This is a genomic window from Rhizobium sp. RU36D, assembly GCF_900176345.1.
In the GTDB taxonomy this organism is placed as follows: domain Bacteria; phylum Pseudomonadota; class Alphaproteobacteria; order Rhizobiales; family Rhizobiaceae; genus Allorhizobium.
Genome location: NZ_FWXU01000025.1, coordinates 30259 through 51506, shown reverse-complemented (window position 1 = coordinate 51506; position 21248 = coordinate 30259). Strand labels below are relative to the sequence as shown.

The window sequence follows — 21248 nt, the reverse complement described above, 5'->3', positions numbered from 1 at the left end:
GCAAGAGTCACAAGCTGCTTCGACCGATGCGGCCTTCATCCCTCTGACAGCCGGATCGCGTCGTGGCGGCCGACCTGTGGGGCAAGTCGAGGGCCCTTGGTGGAGGTAATGTGGCACATAGTGGAAGATGGGGCGGTGCCGCCGGGGCTGGAAGGAAGCAGGCCATCCATGCCTGGAATGGTGCCGTCGGCGGATGATGCTGCGGGCAGGCGAACAGCAACGTCCCGGCCATCCCCGGTTCCCGGAGAGCAAAGCGGGCCAAATTCGGTCGTGGGCCTTTCGGTCTTGGCCGGTGGAAAGATGTCACGGCGAAGCTCCTCGAACGGAGGAAGGCTTGCCAGCGCGCCAATGCCGCTGCATAGAGCGACCGGGATCGTAAGCAGCAACGTCCGCATGGGTCTGTTCCTTTCTTGGATTTATTGAGAGGGGGGAGCCGGGAACGCCAATAGGGAAGGCGGTTCCCGCTTGGCGTTCCGGGCAGATCTTGTTGGCCGGGCTATCACGTCCGGCCAACGGCTATCCTCGTAGAACGAGGATCTCGGATCACGTATCGCTGGAGACGCTGCGCTCGACCAGCGTCAACGTCTTGTCATTGTTGACGCGATAGGTCTCGTTGACCTTGGTGCCGTCATCGGCAAGGAAGCTGTGCGGAAAGCTGGAGCCGGCAGGAGCCTTCTGCAGGCGGGCCTCCGGATTTTCATAGGTGATGGAGCCCGGGATCGGTTCCACGCGGGCAAAGGCGGTGGAACCGGCGACGAGGGCGAGAAGGGCTGCGGCAAAGATGGTTTTCATGGCTGCTTTTCCTTGTGAGGTTGGTTGAAGGCCGCCTTGGCGGGCCGAGTTGCGGGTCATGATGCTGGGGTCGTCGAACCCCATCGAGCGCTGATCTTGGCGTGCCAGAAGCGGCTGCGGTTTGCCTTGATCAGTGGTCACAGATTGTCAGGACGGATGCCGCCGATCTATTGAACCTGGGTTTGAATTGTCTCAGACCTACGTATGATTTTTTGAGACTTATGTTTTGAATTTGAAGTTCGCCTCGGGCGGATTTTGATTTGCGTATGTTTTAGGCGTTGATTTATTGGGAAAATATCTAGTCGAGTGGCCATGATTGACATGGTGCATACTTCGGTATGGTCGTGATATACATTCATATTGTTTCACCCGTAGGCGCGCTGCCGTAACCTCTCGGGCGGCCGGTAGAAAGGTTCTGTCCGGCACGCGGTTCATTTGGAACAGGAGAGAGACTATGGATTCCCATGCTGCAAAAGCGCGACGGAAGGCTCCGCTCGCAACGCCGGCGGGCTTTGCCTCCGAAGCGGTTCAGGACATCGCCGGCGCACTGAAGGTGCTTCTTGCCGACTGCTTCGCGCTCTACATCAAGACCAAGAACTTCCACTGGCATATGAGCGGACCGAATTTCCGCGACTATCATCTGCTGCTGGATGAACAGGCCGACCAGGTCTTTGCCATGACGGACGCAGTGGCGGAGCGGTCACGCAAGGTCGGCGGCACCACCATCCGCTCCATCGCCGATATCGGCCGGCTGCAACGCATCCTCGACAATGACGCCGACTTTGTTACTCCCCAGGACATGCTTGCGGAACTGCGGGACGACAATGAACGCCTTGCCACCTTCATGCGCCAGGCCCACGAGGTCTGCGCCACCTATAACGATGTCGCAACGACGAGCCTGATCGAGCAGTGGATCGACGAGACTGAAAATCGGGTCTGGTTCCTCTTTGAAACCACGCGCAATAGAAACTAGAATTCCGACAGTTGCCCATTTCAGGCGGTCGCAAGCGGATTGCGGCCGCCTTTTTCGTTTCTCAGTTGGTCCGCGATGGTGCATGGCCTGAACGTACGGCAGCAGGCGCCTCGCAGCCGCTTTGGGGCTACGGGACCGCCTGCTTGTCGGTCGTTGTGAAAGATGGTCTCAATCCCGTGTGATCCACGGTTCTTCAAGCGGAAGTCCAAGCAGTTCGCTCATGGCTCATGAGGTTCGGCATGTGCGTCGCCATGCCGCCGGCGTAGTGCCGGTTACCCTTCGGAAGACCCGCGACAGATGGGACTGGTCGGCAAAGCCGCTATCGAGTGCGATTTCGCAGAGAGGAGCTTCGGTCTCCATCATCAGGCGTTTTGCCAGGTCCACCCGGCACCGGCAGACGAAATCGTGCGGTGAGGTACCGAAGCTCGCCCTGAAGGCCGCGCAAAAATAACTGGGGCTGAGCCGCGTCAGTTTTGCCAGATCATCGATGCTGATCCGTCCCGCAAGATTGTCTTCGATGAAGCGCCGGGACCGCTTGACCTGCCATGGCGCAAGGCCACCCGGCGCATGCAAGGGGATTGTGTCATGACGCTCGGCGAAGGGCTGCTCGTTTGCAGCAAGAGCAGAGGCGCGGCGCATGAAATCGATGGCAGTCGATGCGTCATGGCCGACCAGAGACATGGCCTGCAGCAGCAATTGCGTCACCTGGTTGTCGGCAGGGACCGGAGTCCCCATCGGCTGCGCTGGCGCTTGGCGGTTGTTTTCGAGTGACTGAGCGATCATTATGGACATTGAATTTCCCATCCCTCTGATGTCTTCGGATGGTATTTTCGGTCGATCGTCGCTGCGGCGAAATTGTACTGTGATTGGTCGTTGCCAAACGACAGTGCTAGCCTTGCATACACAGGTATAGTTGCCGCTGGTCTGCGTCGGACGGTATGGAAACCTGACTGTCAATTATCGGGATATCGCAGCATGCCGCCCAATCCCCTTGTTCTTGTTGTCGATGATGAACCACTCGTTCGCACGTCGGTCGACAGCCTGCTGCGTTCGGTCGGCTATCGTGTGAAGAGCTTTGGCGCCACGCGCGAACTGTGTGACGACAAGGCTAGCCTGCAGGAGGCCGACTGCCTCATTCTCGATGTTCGTCTGCCCTTTACCAGCGGTCTCGATTTCCAGCAAAAGCTGACCGAGATGGGATGCGAGATCCCGGTCGTCTTCGTCACCGGACATGGTGACATTCCCATGTCGGTGCGGGCGATGAAGGCCGGTGCGGCCGACTTCCTGCCGAAACCGTTTCGCGATCAGGACATGCTCGATGCGGTCGCCGCCGCCTGCGAAAGGCGCACAGCCGCCAGGGGCGAGGACAAACTGGACGGGGAATTGCGCGAACGCTTTCTGTCCTTGTCGGCGCGAGAGCGGCAGGTCATGGAAATGGCGACAAGCGGGCTGATGAACAAGCAGATTGCCGGTCAGCTCGCGCTCAGCGAAATCACGGTCAAGATCCACCGCGGCAAGATCATGCGCAAGATGAAGGCCAAGACCTTCGCCGACCTGGTGAAGATGGCCGATGCCATCGCCCGTTCCAACGGTATTTCTGATAGCCGACAAACCTAGGTATAGTCGAAAGAGAGCCGGAAAGAGCCTATGTAAGGGGCATGGTGAAACCGGCACGACCGGAGATTGGCAGATCAAGGTGCATGCTTCCCGGCTCATTTCAGTGATCGACGACGAGGCCGAAGTCCTTCGCGCCACGAGCAGCCTCCTGCGGTCCTGTGGTTTCGATGTCGCGACCTTCTCGTCTGCCGAGGATTTTCTGCACTCATCAAGCAACGGCCGCTCCGCCTGTCTGATTACCGATGTCCAGATGCCCGGCATGAGCGGGATCGAGCTTTTCGCAACGTTGAGGGCCAAGGCGGATCAAGTCCCTGTCATTTTCATCACCGCCTTTGCCGAAGCGCCGGTGCGCCAGCATATCGAAGCACCCGTCTGCGTATTGCAGAAGCCCTATCAGGCGGAAGCACTGCTCGCCTGCATCGAGCGGGCGACCAACGTCCAGCCGCAAGCCTGAGGGGCGCCGCAGCGCCCCCGCCTCAGATTATCTCTCAAATCCGAGATTGCCCCGGAAGGGCGATGAGATGCCGTACCAGCGGCCGCTCATGACCCTGGTGAAAACCGATGAGCTGGCCGTGGACTTCCGCATCCGCATGGGATGCGCGCTCGTGCTGGCGCAGATGTTCCGCCCAGGATTCCACTAAGAACCATTCCACGATCTGCCCGGGCTTGGCCGCGTCCTCGCTCACGCCCCAGAGATAGGCGCCGTCTCTGCGCCGTGCTTCCGCATGCAGGTTGAGCACCCGGAGGAATGCTGCACGATCGTCCGCGGCAACGGTATACTCGACGAGCACGAGGACCGGGCCTTGGGCGTGGTCAACTGTATCGGCCACGATGGGCTCTGGCCAGTGGTGGGAAGCGGAGAGATCGTCCTCACCCAGCGGCAGTTTTACGAGATGTACCAGAAGTGCCGTCAGTGTCAGTCCAGCAGCGGCGATCAGCAGCGTCGTGGTCAGCCCCAGCGCTTCAGCCGTCTGGCCCCAAAAGATGCTGCCCGCCGTCATGGCTCCGTTGAAGACCGTCAGGTAGACCGCCAGGGCCCGCCCGCGCACCCAATTCGGCAGAACGGCCTGGGCTACGCCATTCAGCACCGTTAGCGCCGCAATCCAGGCGCTTCCCAGCACGAAGAGGCATGCCAATGCCGCCCATTGCGGCGGTGCGAGTGTCAGCACGACCATGACGCCGGCGCTGAGGACGGCAGATCCGAGAAGGATGGCGTCGGAACTCAGACGGTTGCGCAGTCTTGGCAGGACGGTTGCCCCGCCGATGGCGCCGGCCCCGACCGACCCGAGCAGCAGGCCGTAAAAGCTGGCGCCACCGCCGAGCAGATCCTTGGCGACGAGCGGGAGAAGCGCCCATGTCGCACTTGCAAAGATGAAATAGACGCCGGCCCTGAAAAGCACGACATGCAGCTTGCGGCTGGAGCGGGCATAGCGCAGTCCGGCGCGGAAGGCGCCGAGGAAATGTTCCGGGATATGGTTGTCCGCAGACCGCGGGCTGCTCCACCAGAGGAGTGCGCCGATTACGAAGAGATAGGTGGCGAGATCTGCTGCATAGGCAAAGGCTGCACCGAAAGCACCGAGAAGAATACCGCCGACCGCCGGGCCGATGGAGCGCGAGACATTGATGCCGACCGAATTCAGCGCGATCGCATTGCGCAACTGGGATCTCGGAACGAGATCCGGCACCATGGACTGCCAGGCCGGCCCCGCAATGGCCGCCGCCGTGCCGCCGATGAGCGTCAGGCCGATCAGGAGCTCTACGGTGATCAGCCCGCGCCAGGCAAGCAGCGTCAGGGCAAGGCTGACCGCAAGCAGCACCACCTGCATCCCCATCAGCAACTTACGCCGGTCGAGAATGTCGGCGAGCACGCCGGCCGGCAGCGCCAGCAGGAAGATCGGCAGTGTGCCGGCGGCCTGGATCAGCCCGACGGCACCCGGAGAGGCGGAGAGATCGGCGACGAGCCAGGCGCTCGCGACGTCGCGCATATAGGTGCCGGTATTGCCGATCACCGTTGCGCTCCAGAGCACGGCGAAGGCTGTATGGTGAAACGGAGCCAGTGCGCTGCCGGCCCCCGTCTTGTCAGGCTGCGTTTGGGTCATGACGGTCACCTCTTGAAAATTCGGTGCGAAGGGGAGCCCCTGCGGCCACAAGGGCAGGGCGCAGACACAAAAAGGCCGCCGCGGGTGAGGCGGCGGCCTGGTCAGCGTGATCCGGCTCAGCTCTTCACGAAGGCCAGGAGGTCCGGGTTGATGACGTCGGCATTGACGGTCAGCATGCCGTGCGAGAAGCCCTTGTAGACCTTGAGCGTGCCGTTCTTGAGCAGCTTCACCGAGATCTCGGCGGAAGCCGCGATCGGCACGATTTGGTCGTCGTCGCCATGCATCACCAGCGTCGGAACGGATATGTTCTTCAGGTCTTCCGTCTGGTCGGTTTCCGAAAAGGCCTTGATGCCGTCGTAATGGGCCTTGGCACCACCCATCATGCCCTGGCGCCACCAATTCTGGATCACGCCTTCATGCACGGTCGCACCATCCCGGTTGAAGCCGTAGAACGGGCCGGCCGGAACGTCGCGGAAGAACTGGGCGCGGTTGGCGGCAAGTGCCGAACGGAAGCCGTCGAACACTTCGATCGGCAGGCCGCCCGGATAGGCTTCCGTCTTCACCATGATCGGCGGGATGGCGGCGACCAGGACAGCTTTCGCCACACGGCCCTGCGGTTCGCCGAACTTGGCGACATAGCGTGCCACTTCGCCGCCACCGGTGGAGTGGCCGATATGGACAGAATTGCGCAGGTCGAGCTTTTCGAACACGGCCGAGGCATCGGCGGCATAGTGGTCGAGATCATGACCTTCGCTGACCTGCTGCGAGCGCCCGTGGCCACGGCGGTCATGAGCCACGACTCGGTAGCCGTTGAGGAGGAAGAACAGCATCTGCGCGTCCCAGTCATCTGATGACAGCGGCCAGCCGTGATGGAAGACGATCGGCTGCGCATCCTTCGGACCCCAGTCCTTGTAGAAGATGTCGACGCCGTCCTTGGTGGTCACATAGTTCTCGGTCATTGGTATCGTTCCTTCCTGTTGAAGTGCGTTGAGGGTTTCCGAGGCAAAGACCGGGAGCGTCGTTGCCAGCGAAAGGGTGGCGCCCGCGAGCAGTGCCTGCCGCCGGGACAAGAGAAATTCGTGTGTGTTATCCATCGCTTGGTTCCTGCTGATTGGATGATCTGAGGTTAGGGCGTGGCGACCGTTCGCTCTTGTCGCCTAGGCCGATTTTTTGGACGTTTGACCGCTCGCTTCCGTGCGGACGACAAAAAGAAAGGCCGCGACCAGGCCGATATGCTCGAAGAAGGCGTTGGTCGCGCCGGTGCGCTCTGGCCCTTCCGGCATCGTCCAGAACTGCAGCGCGATGAAGGTTGCGGCGAGCGTGAAGGCGGCAAGCGCCAGGGCTCCAACGCGGCGATAAAGGCCCGTGATGACCATGGTAGAGGTCGCCAGTTCGAAGGCGATCACGCCGGCCGCGAAAAGGGGCGCAGGCAACAGGCCGAAATGGGTCATTTCCTGGATGGCGCCGTTGAAATCAAAGAGTTTCGTGAGCGCACCCTGGATATAGGCCGAGCAAAGGGCGCTCAGCATCAGAACCTTTGCCGTGGAGCCGTTCAGGGCGTTCCACCGCGTGCTTGCGGCAGGTTGGTCAAAGCGTGTGATATGGGTCATCGTCTTCTCTCCTAAACGGCCCAGCAGGAGCAGCCGAGCGCACCGAAAAATCCCTTGAGATCGCTGATGGGAAGGCTGGAGGTCCAGGCTCCCGCGTGGTCATGGCCATGCAGGCCGCAGTCGTTGGCGCAGCCGCAAGACGAGATCGCGTGACGGCGCAGCGAGTTCTTGCCGGCACCTTGCGGTTCGCCCCAGGCGGCATAACCTCCGAAGGTCCTGACCGGCGACCACTCGGGCATGGCGGGCGGAAGCCGCGGACTATCGATGCCGCTGAACTCGCCGGCGCCGTACACGACCTTGCCGCCAACGATGGTGAGATCGGAGGTCAGGAAGGAAATCTCGTCTTCCGGACAAGAGAAGTAATCCTTGCTCGGCACGATCAGATCGGCGAACTGGCCGGCCTCAATCCGGCCCTTGCGCCCTTCTTCATTGCTGAACCACTGGACCTTTTCGGTCCACATGCGCAGCGCCGTTTCGCGATCGAGGCAGTTCTGCCGCGGATACAGATACGTGCCGCCCACGGTCTTGCCCGTGATCATCCAGGAGAGCGAGACCCAAGGGTTGTAGGAGGCCACACGGGTCGCATCGGTGCCGGCCGAGACATGCACGCCGCGATCCAGCATCTTGGCAATCGGCGGCGTTGCTTCGGCGGCGCCATGACCATATCGCTCGACGAAATACTCGCCCTGATAGGCCATGCGGTGCTGCACCGCGATGCCGCCGCCAAGGGCGGCCACGCGGTCGATCGACCGGTCTGAAATGGTTTCCGCATGGTCGAAGAACCAGTTGATCCCGGTGAGTGGCGTATCGCGATTGACCTTCTCGAAGACATCGAGCGCCCGCGAGATCGTCTCGTCATAGGTCGCATGCAGGCGCCAGGGCCAACGGTTCTGGGCAAGCACCCGAACCACCTCTTCGAGATCGCCCTCCATCTCGGGCGGCATATCAGGGCGTGGCTGCCGAAAATCCTCGAAATCCGCCGCGGAGAAGACCAGCATCTCGCCGGCGCCGTTGTGGCGGAAATAGTCGGTGCCCTGCTTGTAGGTCACCGAGGAGGTCCAGCGGAGGAAATCCTCCTTCTCTTCTTTCGGCTTCTGGGTGAAGAGATTATAGGCGAGCCGGACCGTTAGCAGGTCCTCGTCCGCCAGTTTCTGGATCACGGCATAGTCATCCGGATAGTTTTGAAAACCGCCACCGGCATCGATCACCGCGGTAACGCCCAGGCGGTTGAGCTCGCGCATGAAATGACGGGTCGAGTTCACCTGATAGTCGAAGGGAAGCTTCGGCCCCTTGGCGAGCGTGGCATAGAGAATGCCGGCATTTGGTTTGGCCAGCAGCAGGCCGGTCGGATTGCCGGCGGCATCGCGCGTGATTTCGCCACCCGGCGGATCCTTGGTATCCCTGGTAAAGCCGACAGCGCGAACGGCAGCGGCATTCAGCAGCGCGCGATCATAGAGGTGTAGCAGGAAGACGGGCGTATCCGGTGCGATCGCATTGATTTCTTCGATCGTCGGCAGGCGCTTCTCGACGAACTGCTGCTCCGTGAAGCCACCGATCACCCGAACCCATTGCGGCGCCGGTGTAATCGCCACCTGGCGGCGCAGCATGTCCATGGCATCGGCCAGCGAGCGAACGCCATCCCAGCGCAGTTCCATGTTGAAGTTCAGCCCGCCACGGACGACATGGGTGTGATTGTCATTGAGCCCGGGCAGGACGCGCTTGCCGCGCAGGTCGACGGTCTTCGTCTGGGGGCCGGCATGTTTCATGATCTCGGCATCGCTGCCGACAGCGAGAAACTTGCCGTCCTTGATCGCAATCGCCGTGGCCGACGGATTGGAGCGATCGAGCGTGGTCACGAGTCCGTGGTAGAGGATGAGGTCAGCATCCACAGCAGTGTTCCTTCTAAACGAGGGGAAAAGGAGGTGTCCGGTCCAGGTCCGATCGGTGAGTGGCCTCAGCCGCGACGCTCCGACGGTCCGGGGCCTTTGCCCACGGTCAGCGCAGCGCGCGGTTCGGCGCGCTCGGTGGCGGCCGAGACGGAGGGGCGACCGAGCGCAGCTTTCGCCAACGGAACGATCTGTTCTCCGATGAGAATTCCAAGCAGGCCGACCAGAGCGATGACCGGCGGGGCAGGGGAGCGAACGTTCAGGACGCCGTAGATCACGCCCACGAGCAGCCCTGCTGCGAGAGAGATGAGATAGAGTTTCATCATCGTTTCCTTCTTGTGCGCGCGAAATGGATAGGGGTGTCGTCCACCGGCGCCTGGCGCGGGAGGGGCGCCGCGCCAGGCTCAGGTGGTCGTTCCGGTTGGGAGGCAGGACGCGGAACGACCGGCGGGACGCATCAGTGGCCTTCGGCCGCGTTGAACATCGTCTTGGCGTAGGTGACGCCGAGGCCGTAGGCGCCGCCGAGCTTCTTGGCGATGCCGGTGGTCGCCTCATAGGTCTCGCCGCGGGCCCAGTCGCGCTGCAGTTCCAGGAGATACTGCAGCGAGGTCATCGGCTGGGCGCCGGCCTGCACCATGCGGTCCATGGCCCGGTCATGCGCTTCGGTGCTGACATCGCCGCAGGCATCGGCGATGACATAGACCTCGAAGCCCTGGTCGAGCGCCGAAAGGGCAGGGCCGACGATGCACACGCTCGTCCACAGGCCGCACAGCACGATCCGCTTCTTGGCGATGCGGTTGACATCGGCGATCACGGCCTGATCTTCCCAGGTGTTCATCGACGTGCGGTCGAGCATGGCCTGGCCGGCGAAGGTGCTGGTGATCTCGTCAAACATCGGACCGGAGAAGCTCTTCTCGGCAACGGTGGTCAGGATGGTCGAGACGTTGAAGGTCTTGGCGGCATTGGCGACAAGGGCTGCATTGGTGCGCAGGTTGACGGCATCGATGCTCTTGGTGGCAAAGGCCATCTGGGACTGAAAGTCGATCATGATCAACGTGTGATCGCCGGCATTCAGGAGGCGGGTGCCGGGAGCGGCTTTGGCTTGAATGGTCATTTCTCGTTTCCTCGGTGCTTGGGAGAAGCAGTGACGAGGAGAGAATGCCTTGGGGTGCTATCGGTCTCTTGTCGGTTAGTCAGCCGTTTTGGACGTTTCGCCGATCTTCATGCGGATGGTGGCATCGGTTGGCTACGACAGACGCCGCGCCCTCATGCCCTGAGGCGTCGATAGTCGCCAGGCGACATGCCGGTATATCGGCGAAACGCGCGCCCGAAGGCTGCTTGCGAGGAGAAACGGCAGCGGAAGGCTATTTCCGACAGCGAGAGTGTCGGATCCTCAAGGAGCTTCCGCCCGAGCAGCAGCCTTCGATTTGCCACGTAGTCGGAGGGTGTTTGCCCGAGAGCTGCCTTGAAGGATCGGGCGAAATGATAGCGGCTGAGACAGGCGACTTCCGCAAGCTCCGCCACGGTCAGATCGGCTTCCAGGTTTTCCTCGACATAATCGATCACCCGGTTTCGTCTGGCCGGGCTCAATGCACCGCTTTGATCGCCAGATGATACCGCAAGCCTGTTTCCGGAGTAACGTGACAGAAGATGCAGAGTGAGCGTCATCGAAAGCTGTTCGACGAGCAGGTCTCCGGCGGCCGTTTCATGCCGCATCTCCTGCAGAACGCGCATGCAGATCTGTCGAACGAATTCATCGGCTACGTCGGCCAGATATGCGATGTCACCCGATGCAACGGGCTGCGAGGTCAGTTCGCCCACCGTCGCAAACTGGTGCTCGGGCAGATAGAGATGCAGAATTTCGGGCAGCGGCTCGGTTATCCGGATCGAATCCTCCTGGACCCCGATCGGACAAAACCATAGCGTCCCGGAGCGGACAGCCGTCGATTGAAAACGGCCGTCACCTCGGCGATGGACGACGCCCGATGGCGTCCCCTTGAGGGCGAGAGTAATCTCCATCTGGGTGCTGCAGATGTCGGGTATCTCGCAGGCAGGATGCGCGCGCACTTCGGCGCCCAGATTGCGCCACCGCCGGTCCGCAGAAGAGTTAATGACACCCGCCTGAGGGAATTTAAATATGCCATGGTCGTGGAGTGACGACATGCGCTTTTGCCCCTCTATAAGTTCGCACCATAGAACTCCGGTGTGATCTCCGCAACGGCTGGATTTCGCAATTGCAGCAAATTCGGACTGAATCACAGCACATGGGGCAAAGACAGTTTTGGGCGGGCGGTGCTATGGCTATGCCGAGATCCTGTTTTAGGTAAAGACATGCTGCACGTGGCCAGAAACAGCGAAGTGTTCGATCGAGCGTGGCTTCGGGCCTGCGAGCATACACTTGTCTGGCAGTCAGCCGGCGCGAGCTTCTATCGGTTGTCGAACAATGATGGCGGCTGGGATGCGGTCTTTCTTCCCCGTTCCAGGGAAAGCGTGCGATCGCCACAGGCCGAGCCATCCTTGCGCCGCTATGCGAATTCCGACCTCTGGCTCGATACCCCGACCGCCATCCTGGAAGAAGACGAATACCGGGTGATGGTCTTCGATACCACAAGCATCGTCCTCGGACTGTTGTCGCCTTCGCCTGCCTCGCTGCAGGAGTTCCTGCCAAGAGCGCTCTCGATGGTTCGTGCGCTGGCGGCAGCCCATGCCGATGGCGCACAACTCGGCTCTCTGCATCCGATCGATTTTGCTGTGGACCAACAGGGGATTGTCCGCCTGCGAATGCTCCCCGCCACCGCCACCACAGGCGCCCAGACCCTCGGTGTGATCGACGAGATCATCTGCCGGGCGCCGGAGCAATTGCGACCGGTCGCACCACAATGCGACAACAGGAGCGACCTTTACGCGCTCGGCATGATCCTCTTCAGGCATCTGACCGGCATCTTCCCGCTGGCGGCCAACTCACCGGTCGAATGGCGCCATGCCCATCTTGCGCTGGCGCCCATGGATGCTAGCAGCATGTTTCCAGACCTGCCGCCCGTCATGGGGCGGATACTCAAGCGCCTGCTGGCCAAGGAACCGGCTGGCCGATACCAGTCGGCTCTGGCACTTGAATTCGATTTGGCGCGTTGCGAGCAGGAACTCAGCGAAAACGGCGCGATCAGCGACTTCGAGATCGGGCGTGTCGACGCACCCTTCGCGCAGCTTTGGACCTCTGCGCTTTTTGGCCGTGGCGAGGAAGAAGAGATCCTCGGCAATGTGCTCGGCCGATTTCTGGATCACGGCAAGCCATCCATGATTTCGGTCCATGGTCAGCCTGGGGTGGGCAAGTCCAGCCTTGTCAAGAGCGTCGCCAGAATGGCCGCCGAAAGGGCTCTCTTCATTCAAGGCAAGAGCGACCAGCACCAGTCGGAGGTGCCCTATGGTCCGATCGTACAGGCGATCAGCGCCTTCATTGATGAGGCCGTCCGTGTCGATCACGAAACCCTTGCTTCGCTTCGGAAGGCTCTTGCCCGCGAGCTTCAGGGAAATGCGTCGCTGCTGATTGATCTCATGCCGGCCATCGAAATCTTGACGGGTCCCCAGGCCAGCCGTATTGACGTGCCGGGGCCCATGGTCCAGCTTCGCCTGCAGCGGGCCCTGCGCGCGCTTCTGTCCGTGGTCGCGGCGACCATCAGCCCTCTCGTGCTGTTTCTGGACGACGTGCAATGGGCTGATGAGGCCACCCGCGCCTTTCTCTCGGTGCTGGTCAATGAACCGGTCAGGGGACTGCTTCTGATTGTTGCCCGGCGCGAACAGTTGGGCGAGGCGCAGGCCCTGTGCGAGCGGCTGATTGCCGACGCGCGCGTTTCCCTGGCCGAAGTGGCCGAGTTGCACCTGCGCCCGCTGACGCTCCAATCCACCCGCCAGATGCTCGGATCCATATTCTCGGATGCACCGGAGGGCTTGGGCGAACTGGCGGAAACCCTGCATGAGAAGACGGGTGGAAATCCGTTTTATCTGCGCAGACTGCTGCAGGCCCTGGTCCAGGACGGCGTGGTCTACTTTTCCCCGAGCGACAAAACCTGGATGTGCCGGGTGGAGGATGTCTCGCGCTATCCCGCGAGCGAAAACATCATTTCCTTCGTTGCGGCCCGGCTTGAGAAAGAAGGACCCGAGGCATTGGGCCTGCTGCAGACGATGGCCTGCATTGGCCCGGAGGCGGATAAGGCCGTGCTGGCAAGCGCGCTCGGCCTCACCGAAGACACCCTTCAGCAGCTTGCCGCCCCTCTGGCTCGTTCGGGCTTCGTCGTGCTGTCGCCTGCCAAACTCAGCTTTGCTCATGACCGCATCCAGGAGGCCGCCTATTCGCTGATGGACGCGGCGACACGACGCGATCGCCATCGCCATCTGATCGACGTGATGATGCGGGTCTGGGATAGCGGCACCAATGCCGCCGCCTTCGCCATCGCCAATCAGATCGAGCAATGTCCGGCCGACGACCTGCCGCTTGAAAAGCGGAAGCTGTTCATCGAGGCGCTATTGGCCGCGCTTGCCCATGCCAGGCGCTCTGCCGCTTTCGGTCAGGCGGTCCGCTACGGCGAAACCGCGGTCGGCCTGATCCAGGACGACCTTTGGGTAGACGACTACGCGTTGGCGTTCCGTGCCCATATCCTCCTGTGCGAGGCGCTGCTGGGAGCCGCCTCGCTCGAAGCTGCAGAGAGCCGACTTAACGATTTGTTGCAGTATGCCCGATCGGCTCTCGACAGGAGCGCCGTCTTCCGCCTTCGCGCCAACCTGCTGACGCTGAAATCCGATTATGAAGGCTCGATCGACGAGGCGCTGCTGGGTCTCGGCGAACTCGGCGTCAAGCTCGCGCGCGGCTCCAGCGAAGCGGAGCAGGACGAGGTCTATCGCGCTATCCGGCGACGATTGGACGGCAGACGGATTTCCGATCTGGAACACATGCCCCTCATGGACGATCCGCGTATTCGGGCAGCCATGTCGCTACTAGCGCCGCTCATCTCGTCGGTCTTCACGACGGACGGCCTGCGCTTCCTCCACCTCGCCAAGATGGTGGAACTCACGCTCGATCATGGGGCAAGTCCCGAATCCACCCATGGCCTTGCCTGGTTCGGGGCCATCATCTCCGACAAATACGATGCCTATGTCGATGGTCTGGACTTCTGCCTCGCAGCCCGTGCGCTCGTTGATAAATACGGCTTCGAGGAGCATCGGACCTCGGTCCTGCTGGCCGTCGATCAGGTCTCACCCTGGACCCGCTCTTTGCCTTACGCCCTGGAGCGCGTCCGCGAAGCCCTCGATGCCGCCCATGCGGCCGGCGATGTCGGATGGATGTGTTATGCGCGCAACCACCTGGTTTCCGATCTCATTGCCATGGGGGAGGAGATCCCCAACATCAGGCGCGAGGCGGAAGAATCGATCGCGGTGACCCGGCGCTTCGGTTATACCGACATCGAGCATATTCTGGCAGCGCAGCTCCGTCTGGTCGTCAACCTCGCCGAAGGGAAGCGCGATGGTCAGTCATCTGCGAACCTGACGCAGACTGCTCCCGTCGTCTCGGCGACGACCGCTTTCTGGGTGGCCTTCTATGACGGAACCTCGCTCTACTATAACGGCGCCTACGCTGCCGCGGTCGAGAAGCTGCTCGCCGCCGACGCCTTGAGCATCTTCCTGCTAGCCCATATCGATACGGGTCTTTGCAAGTTCTATCTCGGCCTCGCGCTTGCCGCATTGAAGAGAGACGCGTCCGCCGAAAATGTCGCCGATCGCCGTCTTCAGGACGTCCGCGCCCGCCTTGCCCTTTGGGCAGACCTGAACCCGCTGAACTTCGCCGACAAGCTGCTGCTCCTTGATGCTGAAATCGCCCGCCGGAACCGGAATTACGCCGAGGCCCTTGTCTTCTACGAAAAGGCCGCGACCGCTGCCCGATCCTCCCGTTTCGAGCATGAGCATGCGCTGGCGCTGGAGCGTGCAGGGGTTTGTTGCCTGGAAATGGGCAACCGGATCAGTGCCAACGCCTATCTGTCACTGGCATCAGAAGCCTATGAGCGCTGGGGTGCAGGGCACAAGGCTAGAAGCCTCAGGACGTCCCTGACCTCGGATGCGACCCGCCGCCCGTCTGCTGCGCAAGGCCTTGCCTCTGCCGCCGGCGACCTTGATACCGTCCTTGGAACATCGCTGGCTCTGTCGGAGGAGATCGTCCTTGACCGGGTGATCGAAACCCTGATGACGCGCATGCTCGTACACGCAGGGGCCAATCGCGGGCTGCTGCTGAAGATCGCCGATGGCAGGCTGGAGGCAGAGGCGTCTGCCTGGATCGAGGGCGATAGCGTTCGTGTCAGCACCATCGATCCGGATCGCCATGGTTTGAGCCCACCCTATTCGGTGATCGATCGCGCCCTGCAGACCCGCATGCCCTTCGTCATCTCCGGCTCCGATTTCGGCTCCTGGGCCGCCGACAAGGTGTCTGCTGCGGGCCGCTCGATCCTCTGTGTGCCGCTTTTGCGCCGCGGCGAACTGACCGGCCTGCTCTGTCTCCAGAACGACTATCTGGAAGGCGTCTTCGCCGCTGATACCGTGGCTCTGTTGAAGCTCCTGGCCTCGCAGGCGGCGATTTCGCTTGAGAATGCCAGGCTCTACACCAAGCTTCTGCAGGAAAACGACCTGCGCGCCCGAAGCGAGCAGGCGCTGGCCGGCGCCAGAGCCGAACTGGAAAAGAATGCGCGCCTGACCCTGCTCGGCGGCATCGCCGCATCCGTTACGCATGAGCTTGGTCAACCCTTGTCCGCTATCGCCTCCAATGCCGGCGCCGGCCTGCGCTGGCTCCGCCGCGCCGAACCGGATATCGCGGAAACGCTGAGCGTGCTGACCGAAATCGAGACCAGCGTTTCGCGCGCCCATGACATCATCCGCGCCTTGCGGGCCCTCTCGAAACAAGCGCCGAAGGTCGAGGAGATCGTCGACGTCAACGAAGTCATTCTGGAAGTACTGTGCATTGCACGCTCCGAGATCGAACGTCATGGCACCGAAATCCACCTTGATTTGTCTGCGGCCGAGGCCACTGTGCTCGGCGATGCCACGCAGTTGAAGCAGGTGGTGCTCAATCTCCTGCACAACGGCATGGAGGCGATGACCGATCTTCCCGCGCAAAGACGAAAAATCGAGATCGGCACGAGACGAAGCGGGACCGAGATCGTGGTAAGCGTGCGCGACTTCGGCAGCGGCATTCCCCCGGAGATCGCATCGCAGATCTTCGAGCCGATGTTCACGACCAAAACCTCAGGCATGGGTATGGGCCTTGCGATCTGCAAATCGATCATCGACGCGCATCAGGGCGTCCTGACCGTTGTCGCCGAGCCCATGGGGACCAAGTTCACGTTCTCGATCCCGCTGAGTTCGGGAGGTAACGGCTGAGCTTCGCGCGCGTTCCTGATCCTCACGGCAGCAACCTGAGGGCTGGCTTGATTAATCAGGCCTAAGGGCGGCGCCCGAGCCTGGCCGCGACCTCGCGACGGTCCTCCGCAGTGAGTGCTGCAAGCCGGTCGACCAGGGCGGACTGCAGCACGCTTTCGGCGGTCTTCATGCGTTCGGACTTTTCCGACAACAGTCGTTCGAGAGCGGCCGGATCGAAGGGGTCGGCCGTAAGGACGGCCCGAAGATCGGCGATATTGGTCTCGGCGAGATCCCGGAAACTCGGGTCTTTGCGCAGCAATTCGGCGACCTGCTGCCGGGCTTCCGCCGGAAGCGCATCGAACAGCATGTTACGGGACACCTCGACCGCGCGCAGGGGCTGTGGCGGATGGATGAACAGCGCATCGCCGATCATGAAGCCGATGATCAGGGCGTTAAGGCTCAGCGAGCCCAAGAAGATCCGGCGATGCATGCGTGAGGGGATAGCCTCGACAAGCCGTGTTGACCGTCCGTTGCTCATGTCGTGCTCCGTTTCATCATCTGCTGTCTCATGCTTCAGGGTCAAACTCTATCCTGGTTGAGTTATGACCCTAGGGTGCCGTGATGAGCGCCAAGGGGTTTTCGGGCAAGTCGAAAGTCAGTGTCGGTCGCTCAAGACCGGGCAAGAGCATCGCCGGATCGATGCCAGCCGCACCAAGCCATAGGCCACAGCACAGGGATGCCGCCATGCCGAGCGCCGGGCGCCAGCCGCCAATGATCCCAATCAGGTCTTCGATGGCAAGCCGCAGCGAAAAAACGGCGGGCCGCTCCGCCATGGTGTCGCGCGCTACTGCCAGCGCGTCAGCCTCACGCCGCGCATCGGCGAGCAGCCGTGCGGTCAGCGCGTCCGAAGGCGTGGCCTCGATGCGGCGGATCTCGGCGAAGAGATCGTGCATACGGTCGTCATTCATCGGCATAGCCCAAGGCCTCCTTTTGCGATGACAGTGCGCTGCTGAGCGCACGTTTTCCTCGCGCGGTGAGCGATTCCACTGCTTCCACCCCGATGCCCATGATCGCGGCGATCTCGGGATTGCCTAGTCCTTCGAGAAAACGCAAGGACACGGCAAGCGCCTGGCGTTCGGGAAGCTCGGCCAGCGCGCGGCGCAGGGCATTAAGCCGTGCTTCCTGCTGCAGCCGCGCGATGATGGTCGGATCGGTAGCGCCAATCTCGCCCGAAACCCCGTCGATGGGAACGGAATGGCGGCGGGCGCGCAGGCGGTCCAGGCAGAGATTGGCTGTCACCCGATAGAGCCAGGTGCTGACTTTCGCCCGGGTTTCCCACGTCGGAGCCGCCCGCCAGAGCCGGAGCATGGCTTCTTGCGTGATGTCCTCCGCTTCCGATCTGTTGCCCAGGAGACGCAGTGCCTGGGATAGAACTCTTGGTGACGAACGCTCGATGAGGCGTTGCGCGGCGCGGTCATCGCCTGCGGCAAAGGCTTCCAGCAGACATGTCTCTTCGTCCTGCAAGCGTGCGCGCGTCCTCTTCTCGGTCAATGTTCGCGCGAGCATCAGCCTCTCCAGCATGCCCGCGGGCCGTTGCAGGCAGGGCCATGCGGGTTTGATCGCGCCCGGCAGCATCGAGACTGTCACCCTAAGCTTTCCCCATGGTTCGCGACAAGGACTGTTGGGTTGAACGAGGCAAAATGCGGCTTCCGTCGCCACCAAACTTTTTCGCAGCGGCGGCGACGGAAATTGCATCCGGCGCCGTTCAACCCTGCATTCCATTCACGGCCGCGAAGGCCTCGTCTACGATCTGGAGCCACACATGAACAGACGCAGCTTTATCATCAGCCTTGCCGGCCTTGGCTTCGCCGCTGGCGCATCGAGGATTGCACTCGCCGTCGAGGGCGGCGCCGGCATCCAGGCGGTGATCGCCATCACCCAGGTCTTCGGCAACGGCCAGCGGCTAACGGCGCTGGCGCTGGATTATGGCACCGAGATCGATACGGACGGCCTGTCTGCGCTGGCGTTTATCGTCGCCGATCGCACGGTGACGCGCGTCTATGCCAACACGACGGCGGATCTCTCCGCCGAAGGCCGCAATGGCCGATTCGTCATCGTCGAGCTTTCGCCCGAGGATGCCGCAGCGCCGGCCTATATCCAGGTGAAGCGGGATGTGGTCCACAAGCCTGCCAAGGCGAGCGTCGTCCAGGCTGAAGCGGTCAAGACGGTGTCGGGTGACGAGATCGCCGCAAACGGCACGGCTGTTGCCAACACGGCCCAGAAGAACCTGATCGTCGACGAGTTCAAGCCGCTCGTCTACACCGACCCGGCAAGTGGCAAGACGCTTGCCTACAATCTCTTCATCCCGCGCGACTACGACCCCGCGAAGCGTTATCCGCTGGTCAACTTCATGCATGACGCGGGCGTGACCTCGACCGAAGTCGACCGCACGCTGGTGCAGGGGCTGGGCGCGGTCATCTGGGCCGATCCGGCGGAACAGGCAAAGCGCCCCTGCTTTGTCGTGGCGCCCCAGTTTCCCGAGCAGTTCGTCAACGACCAGTCGGAGGACTCGCCCTATCTCGACCTCGTCGTCGGGCTGGTAAACTCCGTTGCTGCCGAGTATTCGATTGACCCGAACCGCCTCTACACGACGGGACAATCGGGCGGCGGCATGCTGTCGATCGCCATCAACATCAAGCATCCTGACCTGTTCGCAGCCTCCTTCCTCGTCGCCTGCCAATGGGCGCCGGAACTCTGCAAGCCGCTCGCCAGCGACAAGATGTGGGTCGTGGTCAGCGCCGGTGACGTCAAGGCCTATCCCGGACAGAACGCCATCATGGAGGTTCTCGAAGCCGAAGGCGCCAAGGTCTCGCGAGCCGAGTGGAACGGTCGGGCTACGCCCGCAGAGCTTTCCGCTGCGGCAGCCGAGCTGGAGAAGACCGGTGGCACGCCGATCCTTTATGCGCATTTTGCCACTGGCACCGTGCATCTCGCGGGCCAGGAGGACAATCCCGGCTCCAACCACGTCAACACCTGGCGGATCGCCTACCAGATAGAGCATATCCGTGACTGGCTGTTCCGGCAGACCAAGGCCTGAACAGGCACCCTGTTCCTGCTTCGGAGGCATCACCGAATGCGACTGGTATCCGTTGGAAAGAGGATGAACTTGATGAAACCTTTATTGACAACCATGCGCGGCCTGTGGGGTGGGGTGAGCATAATGGTGAGTTTGACGGCGGGAGGTGCCATGGCGGAAGGTGCATTCGACAAGGCTCTGGGTCTCGACCCGTCACGCTATCAGGTCGTCAACGTCACGGTTGATGGCAAGCCCATGGCGTTGCGCCGCTATGACGCCGTCTATGTCGGTAAGCCCGTGACAATGGCAACAGAGCAGCCCGCCCGGCGCATGGGGCCGGGCGGAAGTCCCTCGGGCGCGGATACGCAAACCCTAACCGATCCGCTGACATACCAGAAGCTCAGCATCTTCGTCCCGGGAACGGCATCCGAGACCTCGGCAATCATCCTGAGTGTCAACAATGGCGGATGGTTCGCCAGCGAACTTCAGCCCGGTATCGAAGACGGCGGTGCCTACCGATCGGACAGCGATACGGACAAGGCCGGGGCAGCGCTCGCAGCCGGCTATGTCTATGTTGATCTCGGCAGTCGCGGACGCGGCATTGTCGCGGCCGATGTCAGCCTGCCGGGCAAGGCGCCGGCGGCCGTGATCGATGCCAAGGCCGCCATCCGTTATCTTAGGCTCAATGATGGGACGCTGCCGGGATCGGCAGAGCGGATTGTCATCACCGGAACGTCAGGCGGAGGTGGCCTGTCCTCTGTGGTTGCCGCCAGCGGCAACAGTCCGGACTATCTGCGCCAACTGGCCGAGATTGGTGCAGCCGGCGTTGCGGAGGACGGGACCAGCAGTCTCGATGATGACGTCTTCGCCGTCATTGCCTATTGCCCGATCACCGATCTTGGGAACGCCGACATGGCCTATGAATGGCTCTATAACGGCATCCGCACGACGCAAAACACCGCAGACAATCGCTGGAGCGAGCGGGCCAAGGCGGCGTCTGCCGAACTTGCTGCCGCCTATCCCGCCTATCTGGACGGTCTGAGCCTGACCCGCGCCGATGGTACGCCGCTGACATCTGCGACCATGAAGGCCGCGGTTGCCGACGAAGTCCGCAAGGAGGTCGAGCGCCATGCCGCAGCCGGCGGAACGATCCCGGCGCGCGGCGAAAACTTCGAGATTACCCTGCGACAGCGGGGCGGGGAGAGGAAGCTTGAGGTGCCCAACGACTGGGTCACGGTCGAGAACGGCTTGGTGACTGCATTCGACATCGATGCCTACCTCGGCTTTGTCGCAAAGACCGCTGCACTGAAGAACGTACCGGCTTTCGACCGTACGGCCAACACGGGCAACGAAGGGGTTGACGGAGAAAACTCCCTGTTTGGCGCCTCCACCCAGGCCTACTCGAATTTCAGCGCCTTCGGCTGGAACAACAACGACGTCAAAGGCGATGGATCCGGCCCTGATGATACCGGTCTGGATTGGGCAGGCTATACAAGCGGTGCGGGGGCAGCGCTTGCCGAGCAGGTCCGCTTGATCAATCCCATGGCCTATCTGCGCACCGAGGCGCAGGCGGCACCCTACTGGTACATCCGCCACGGCATGATCGACCGAGACACATCCTTCGCGGTCGAGCTCTCACTTGCCGCAGCAGCCCGCATGGACGACGACGTGAAATCCGTTGACTTCCGGCTACCGTGGATGACCCCGCACAGTGGCGACTACGATGTGCGGGAAGCCTATGCCTGGCTGGCAGGTGTCCTTGCGCGAGACGATGTCGCGCGACCCTGAAGCGCGAAAAAG

The 21248-nt window shown here is 61.9% G+C and carries 19 protein-coding genes; 6 read left to right on the top strand and 13 right to left on the bottom strand.

The genetic code is table 11. The annotated features are described in order from the left end of the window. Positions 1–35 precede the first annotated feature (35 nt). Both B9A97_RS23575 and B9A97_RS23570 read right to left on the bottom strand, forming a co-directional pair. Positions 36–395 carry a hypothetical protein gene (locus B9A97_RS23575; protein ID WP_084368266.1) on the bottom strand — a complete coding sequence of 120 codons (360 nt, stop codon included), beginning with the start codon at positions 393–395 and terminating at the stop codon, positions 36–38. A 148-nt stretch (positions 396–543) separates the two neighbouring features. Next, a complete protein-coding gene (locus B9A97_RS23570) occupies positions 544–792 on the bottom strand; it encodes a hypothetical protein (protein WP_084368265.1) in 249 nt (82 codons plus the stop codon). A gap of 454 nt (positions 793–1246) precedes the next feature. Here B9A97_RS23570 and B9A97_RS23565 point away from each other — a divergent pair, with 454 nt between their 5' ends. Next, positions 1247–1765, top strand: a complete 519-nt coding sequence (locus B9A97_RS23565; RefSeq protein WP_084368264.1) for a Dps family protein — start codon at positions 1247–1249, stop codon at positions 1763–1765. Positions 1766–1990: 225 nt separating this feature from the next. On the opposite strand, the gene B9A97_RS23560 is transcribed toward B9A97_RS23565, so the two are convergent. Further along, the gene (locus B9A97_RS23560; RefSeq protein WP_179145380.1) at positions 1991–2557 is read right to left on the bottom strand and encodes a helix-turn-helix domain-containing protein; all 567 of its coding nucleotides are present in this window, start codon (positions 2555–2557) and stop codon (positions 1991–1993) included. A gap of 183 nt (positions 2558–2740) precedes the next feature. Here B9A97_RS23560 and B9A97_RS23555 point away from each other — a divergent pair, with 183 nt between their 5' ends. Both B9A97_RS23555 and B9A97_RS23550 read left to right on the top strand, forming a co-directional pair. Then, positions 2741–3382, top strand: coding sequence for a response regulator transcription factor (locus B9A97_RS23555; protein WP_084368262.1), 642 nt, complete (start codon positions 2741–2743; stop codon positions 3380–3382). 79 nt (positions 3383–3461) lie between these two features. Continuing rightward, the gene (locus tag B9A97_RS23550; RefSeq protein WP_244564340.1) at positions 3462–3836 is read left to right on the top strand and encodes a response regulator transcription factor; all 375 of its coding nucleotides are present in this window, start codon (positions 3462–3464) and stop codon (positions 3834–3836) included. Between the two features lie 34 nt (positions 3837–3870). Here the strand turns inward: B9A97_RS23550 and B9A97_RS23545 are convergent, their stop codons facing one another. The 7 genes from B9A97_RS23545 to B9A97_RS23515 form a co-directional block, all read right to left on the bottom strand. Beyond that, the gene (locus B9A97_RS23545) at positions 3871–5481 is read right to left on the bottom strand and encodes an MFS transporter (protein ID WP_084368260.1); all 1611 of its coding nucleotides are present in this window, start codon (positions 5479–5481) and stop codon (positions 3871–3873) included. Between the two features lie 116 nt (positions 5482–5597). Beyond that, entirely contained in the window at positions 5598–6575 is a 978-nt protein-coding gene (locus B9A97_RS23540; protein ID WP_084368259.1) for an alpha/beta fold hydrolase, read from the bottom strand. Between the two features lie 63 nt (positions 6576–6638). After that, a complete protein-coding gene (locus B9A97_RS23535) occupies positions 6639–7091 on the bottom strand; it encodes a DoxX family protein (protein ID WP_084368258.1) in 453 nt (150 codons plus the stop codon). A gap of 11 nt (positions 7092–7102) precedes the next feature. Next, positions 7103–8980 carry an amidohydrolase gene (locus B9A97_RS23530; protein WP_084368257.1) on the bottom strand — a complete coding sequence of 626 codons (1878 nt, stop codon included), beginning with the start codon at positions 8978–8980 and terminating at the stop codon, positions 7103–7105. A gap of 65 nt (positions 8981–9045) precedes the next feature. After that, positions 9046–9300: a DUF1427 family protein gene (locus B9A97_RS23525; RefSeq protein ID WP_084368256.1), complete on the bottom strand. Its 255-nt coding sequence runs from the start codon at positions 9298–9300 to the stop codon at positions 9046–9048. Positions 9301–9434: 134 nt separating this feature from the next. Continuing rightward, a complete protein-coding gene (locus tag B9A97_RS23520; protein ID WP_084368255.1) occupies positions 9435–10091 on the bottom strand; it encodes a hydrolase in 657 nt (218 codons plus the stop codon). Positions 10092–10243: 152 nt separating this feature from the next. Continuing rightward, complete coding sequence (locus tag B9A97_RS23515) at positions 10244–10996, bottom strand: helix-turn-helix domain-containing protein (protein WP_244564339.1); 753 nt, start codon at positions 10994–10996, stop codon at positions 10244–10246. Between the two features lie 312 nt (positions 10997–11308). Between B9A97_RS23515 and B9A97_RS23510 the strand changes: the two genes are divergently transcribed. Beyond that, positions 11309–16393, top strand: a complete 5085-nt coding sequence (locus B9A97_RS23510; RefSeq protein WP_084368253.1) for a trifunctional serine/threonine-protein kinase/ATP-binding protein/sensor histidine kinase — start codon at positions 11309–11311, stop codon at positions 16391–16393. A 61-nt stretch (positions 16394–16454) separates the two neighbouring features. Here the strand turns inward: B9A97_RS23510 and B9A97_RS23505 are convergent, their stop codons facing one another. The 3 genes from B9A97_RS23505 to B9A97_RS23495 all read right to left on the bottom strand — a co-directional run bounded on the left by B9A97_RS23505 (position 16455) and on the right by B9A97_RS23495 (position 18007). Beyond that, the gene (locus B9A97_RS23505) at positions 16455–16910 is read right to left on the bottom strand and encodes a periplasmic heavy metal sensor (protein ID WP_143530678.1); all 456 of its coding nucleotides are present in this window, start codon (positions 16908–16910) and stop codon (positions 16455–16457) included. Between the two features lie 70 nt (positions 16911–16980). Then, on the bottom strand, positions 16981–17346 hold the full coding sequence (locus tag B9A97_RS23500; protein WP_084368251.1) for a hypothetical protein: 366 nt from the start codon (positions 17344–17346) through the stop codon (positions 16981–16983). After that, the gene (locus B9A97_RS23495) at positions 17333–18007 is read right to left on the bottom strand and encodes a sigma-70 family RNA polymerase sigma factor (RefSeq protein WP_210189728.1); all 675 of its coding nucleotides are present in this window, start codon (positions 18005–18007) and stop codon (positions 17333–17335) included. Before B9A97_RS23495 ends, B9A97_RS23500 begins: the two co-directional genes overlap by 14 nt. 187 nt (positions 18008–18194) lie before the next feature. Between B9A97_RS23495 and B9A97_RS23490 the strand changes: the two genes are divergently transcribed. Beyond that, positions 18195–19469: a prolyl oligopeptidase family serine peptidase gene (locus tag B9A97_RS23490; RefSeq protein ID WP_210189727.1), complete on the top strand. Its 1275-nt coding sequence runs from the start codon at positions 18195–18197 to the stop codon at positions 19467–19469. Between the two features lie 150 nt (positions 19470–19619). Then, a complete protein-coding gene (locus B9A97_RS23485; protein ID WP_179145379.1) occupies positions 19620–21236 on the top strand; it encodes a subtype B tannase in 1617 nt (538 codons plus the stop codon). The last annotated feature ends 12 nt before the right edge of the window (positions 21237–21248 follow it).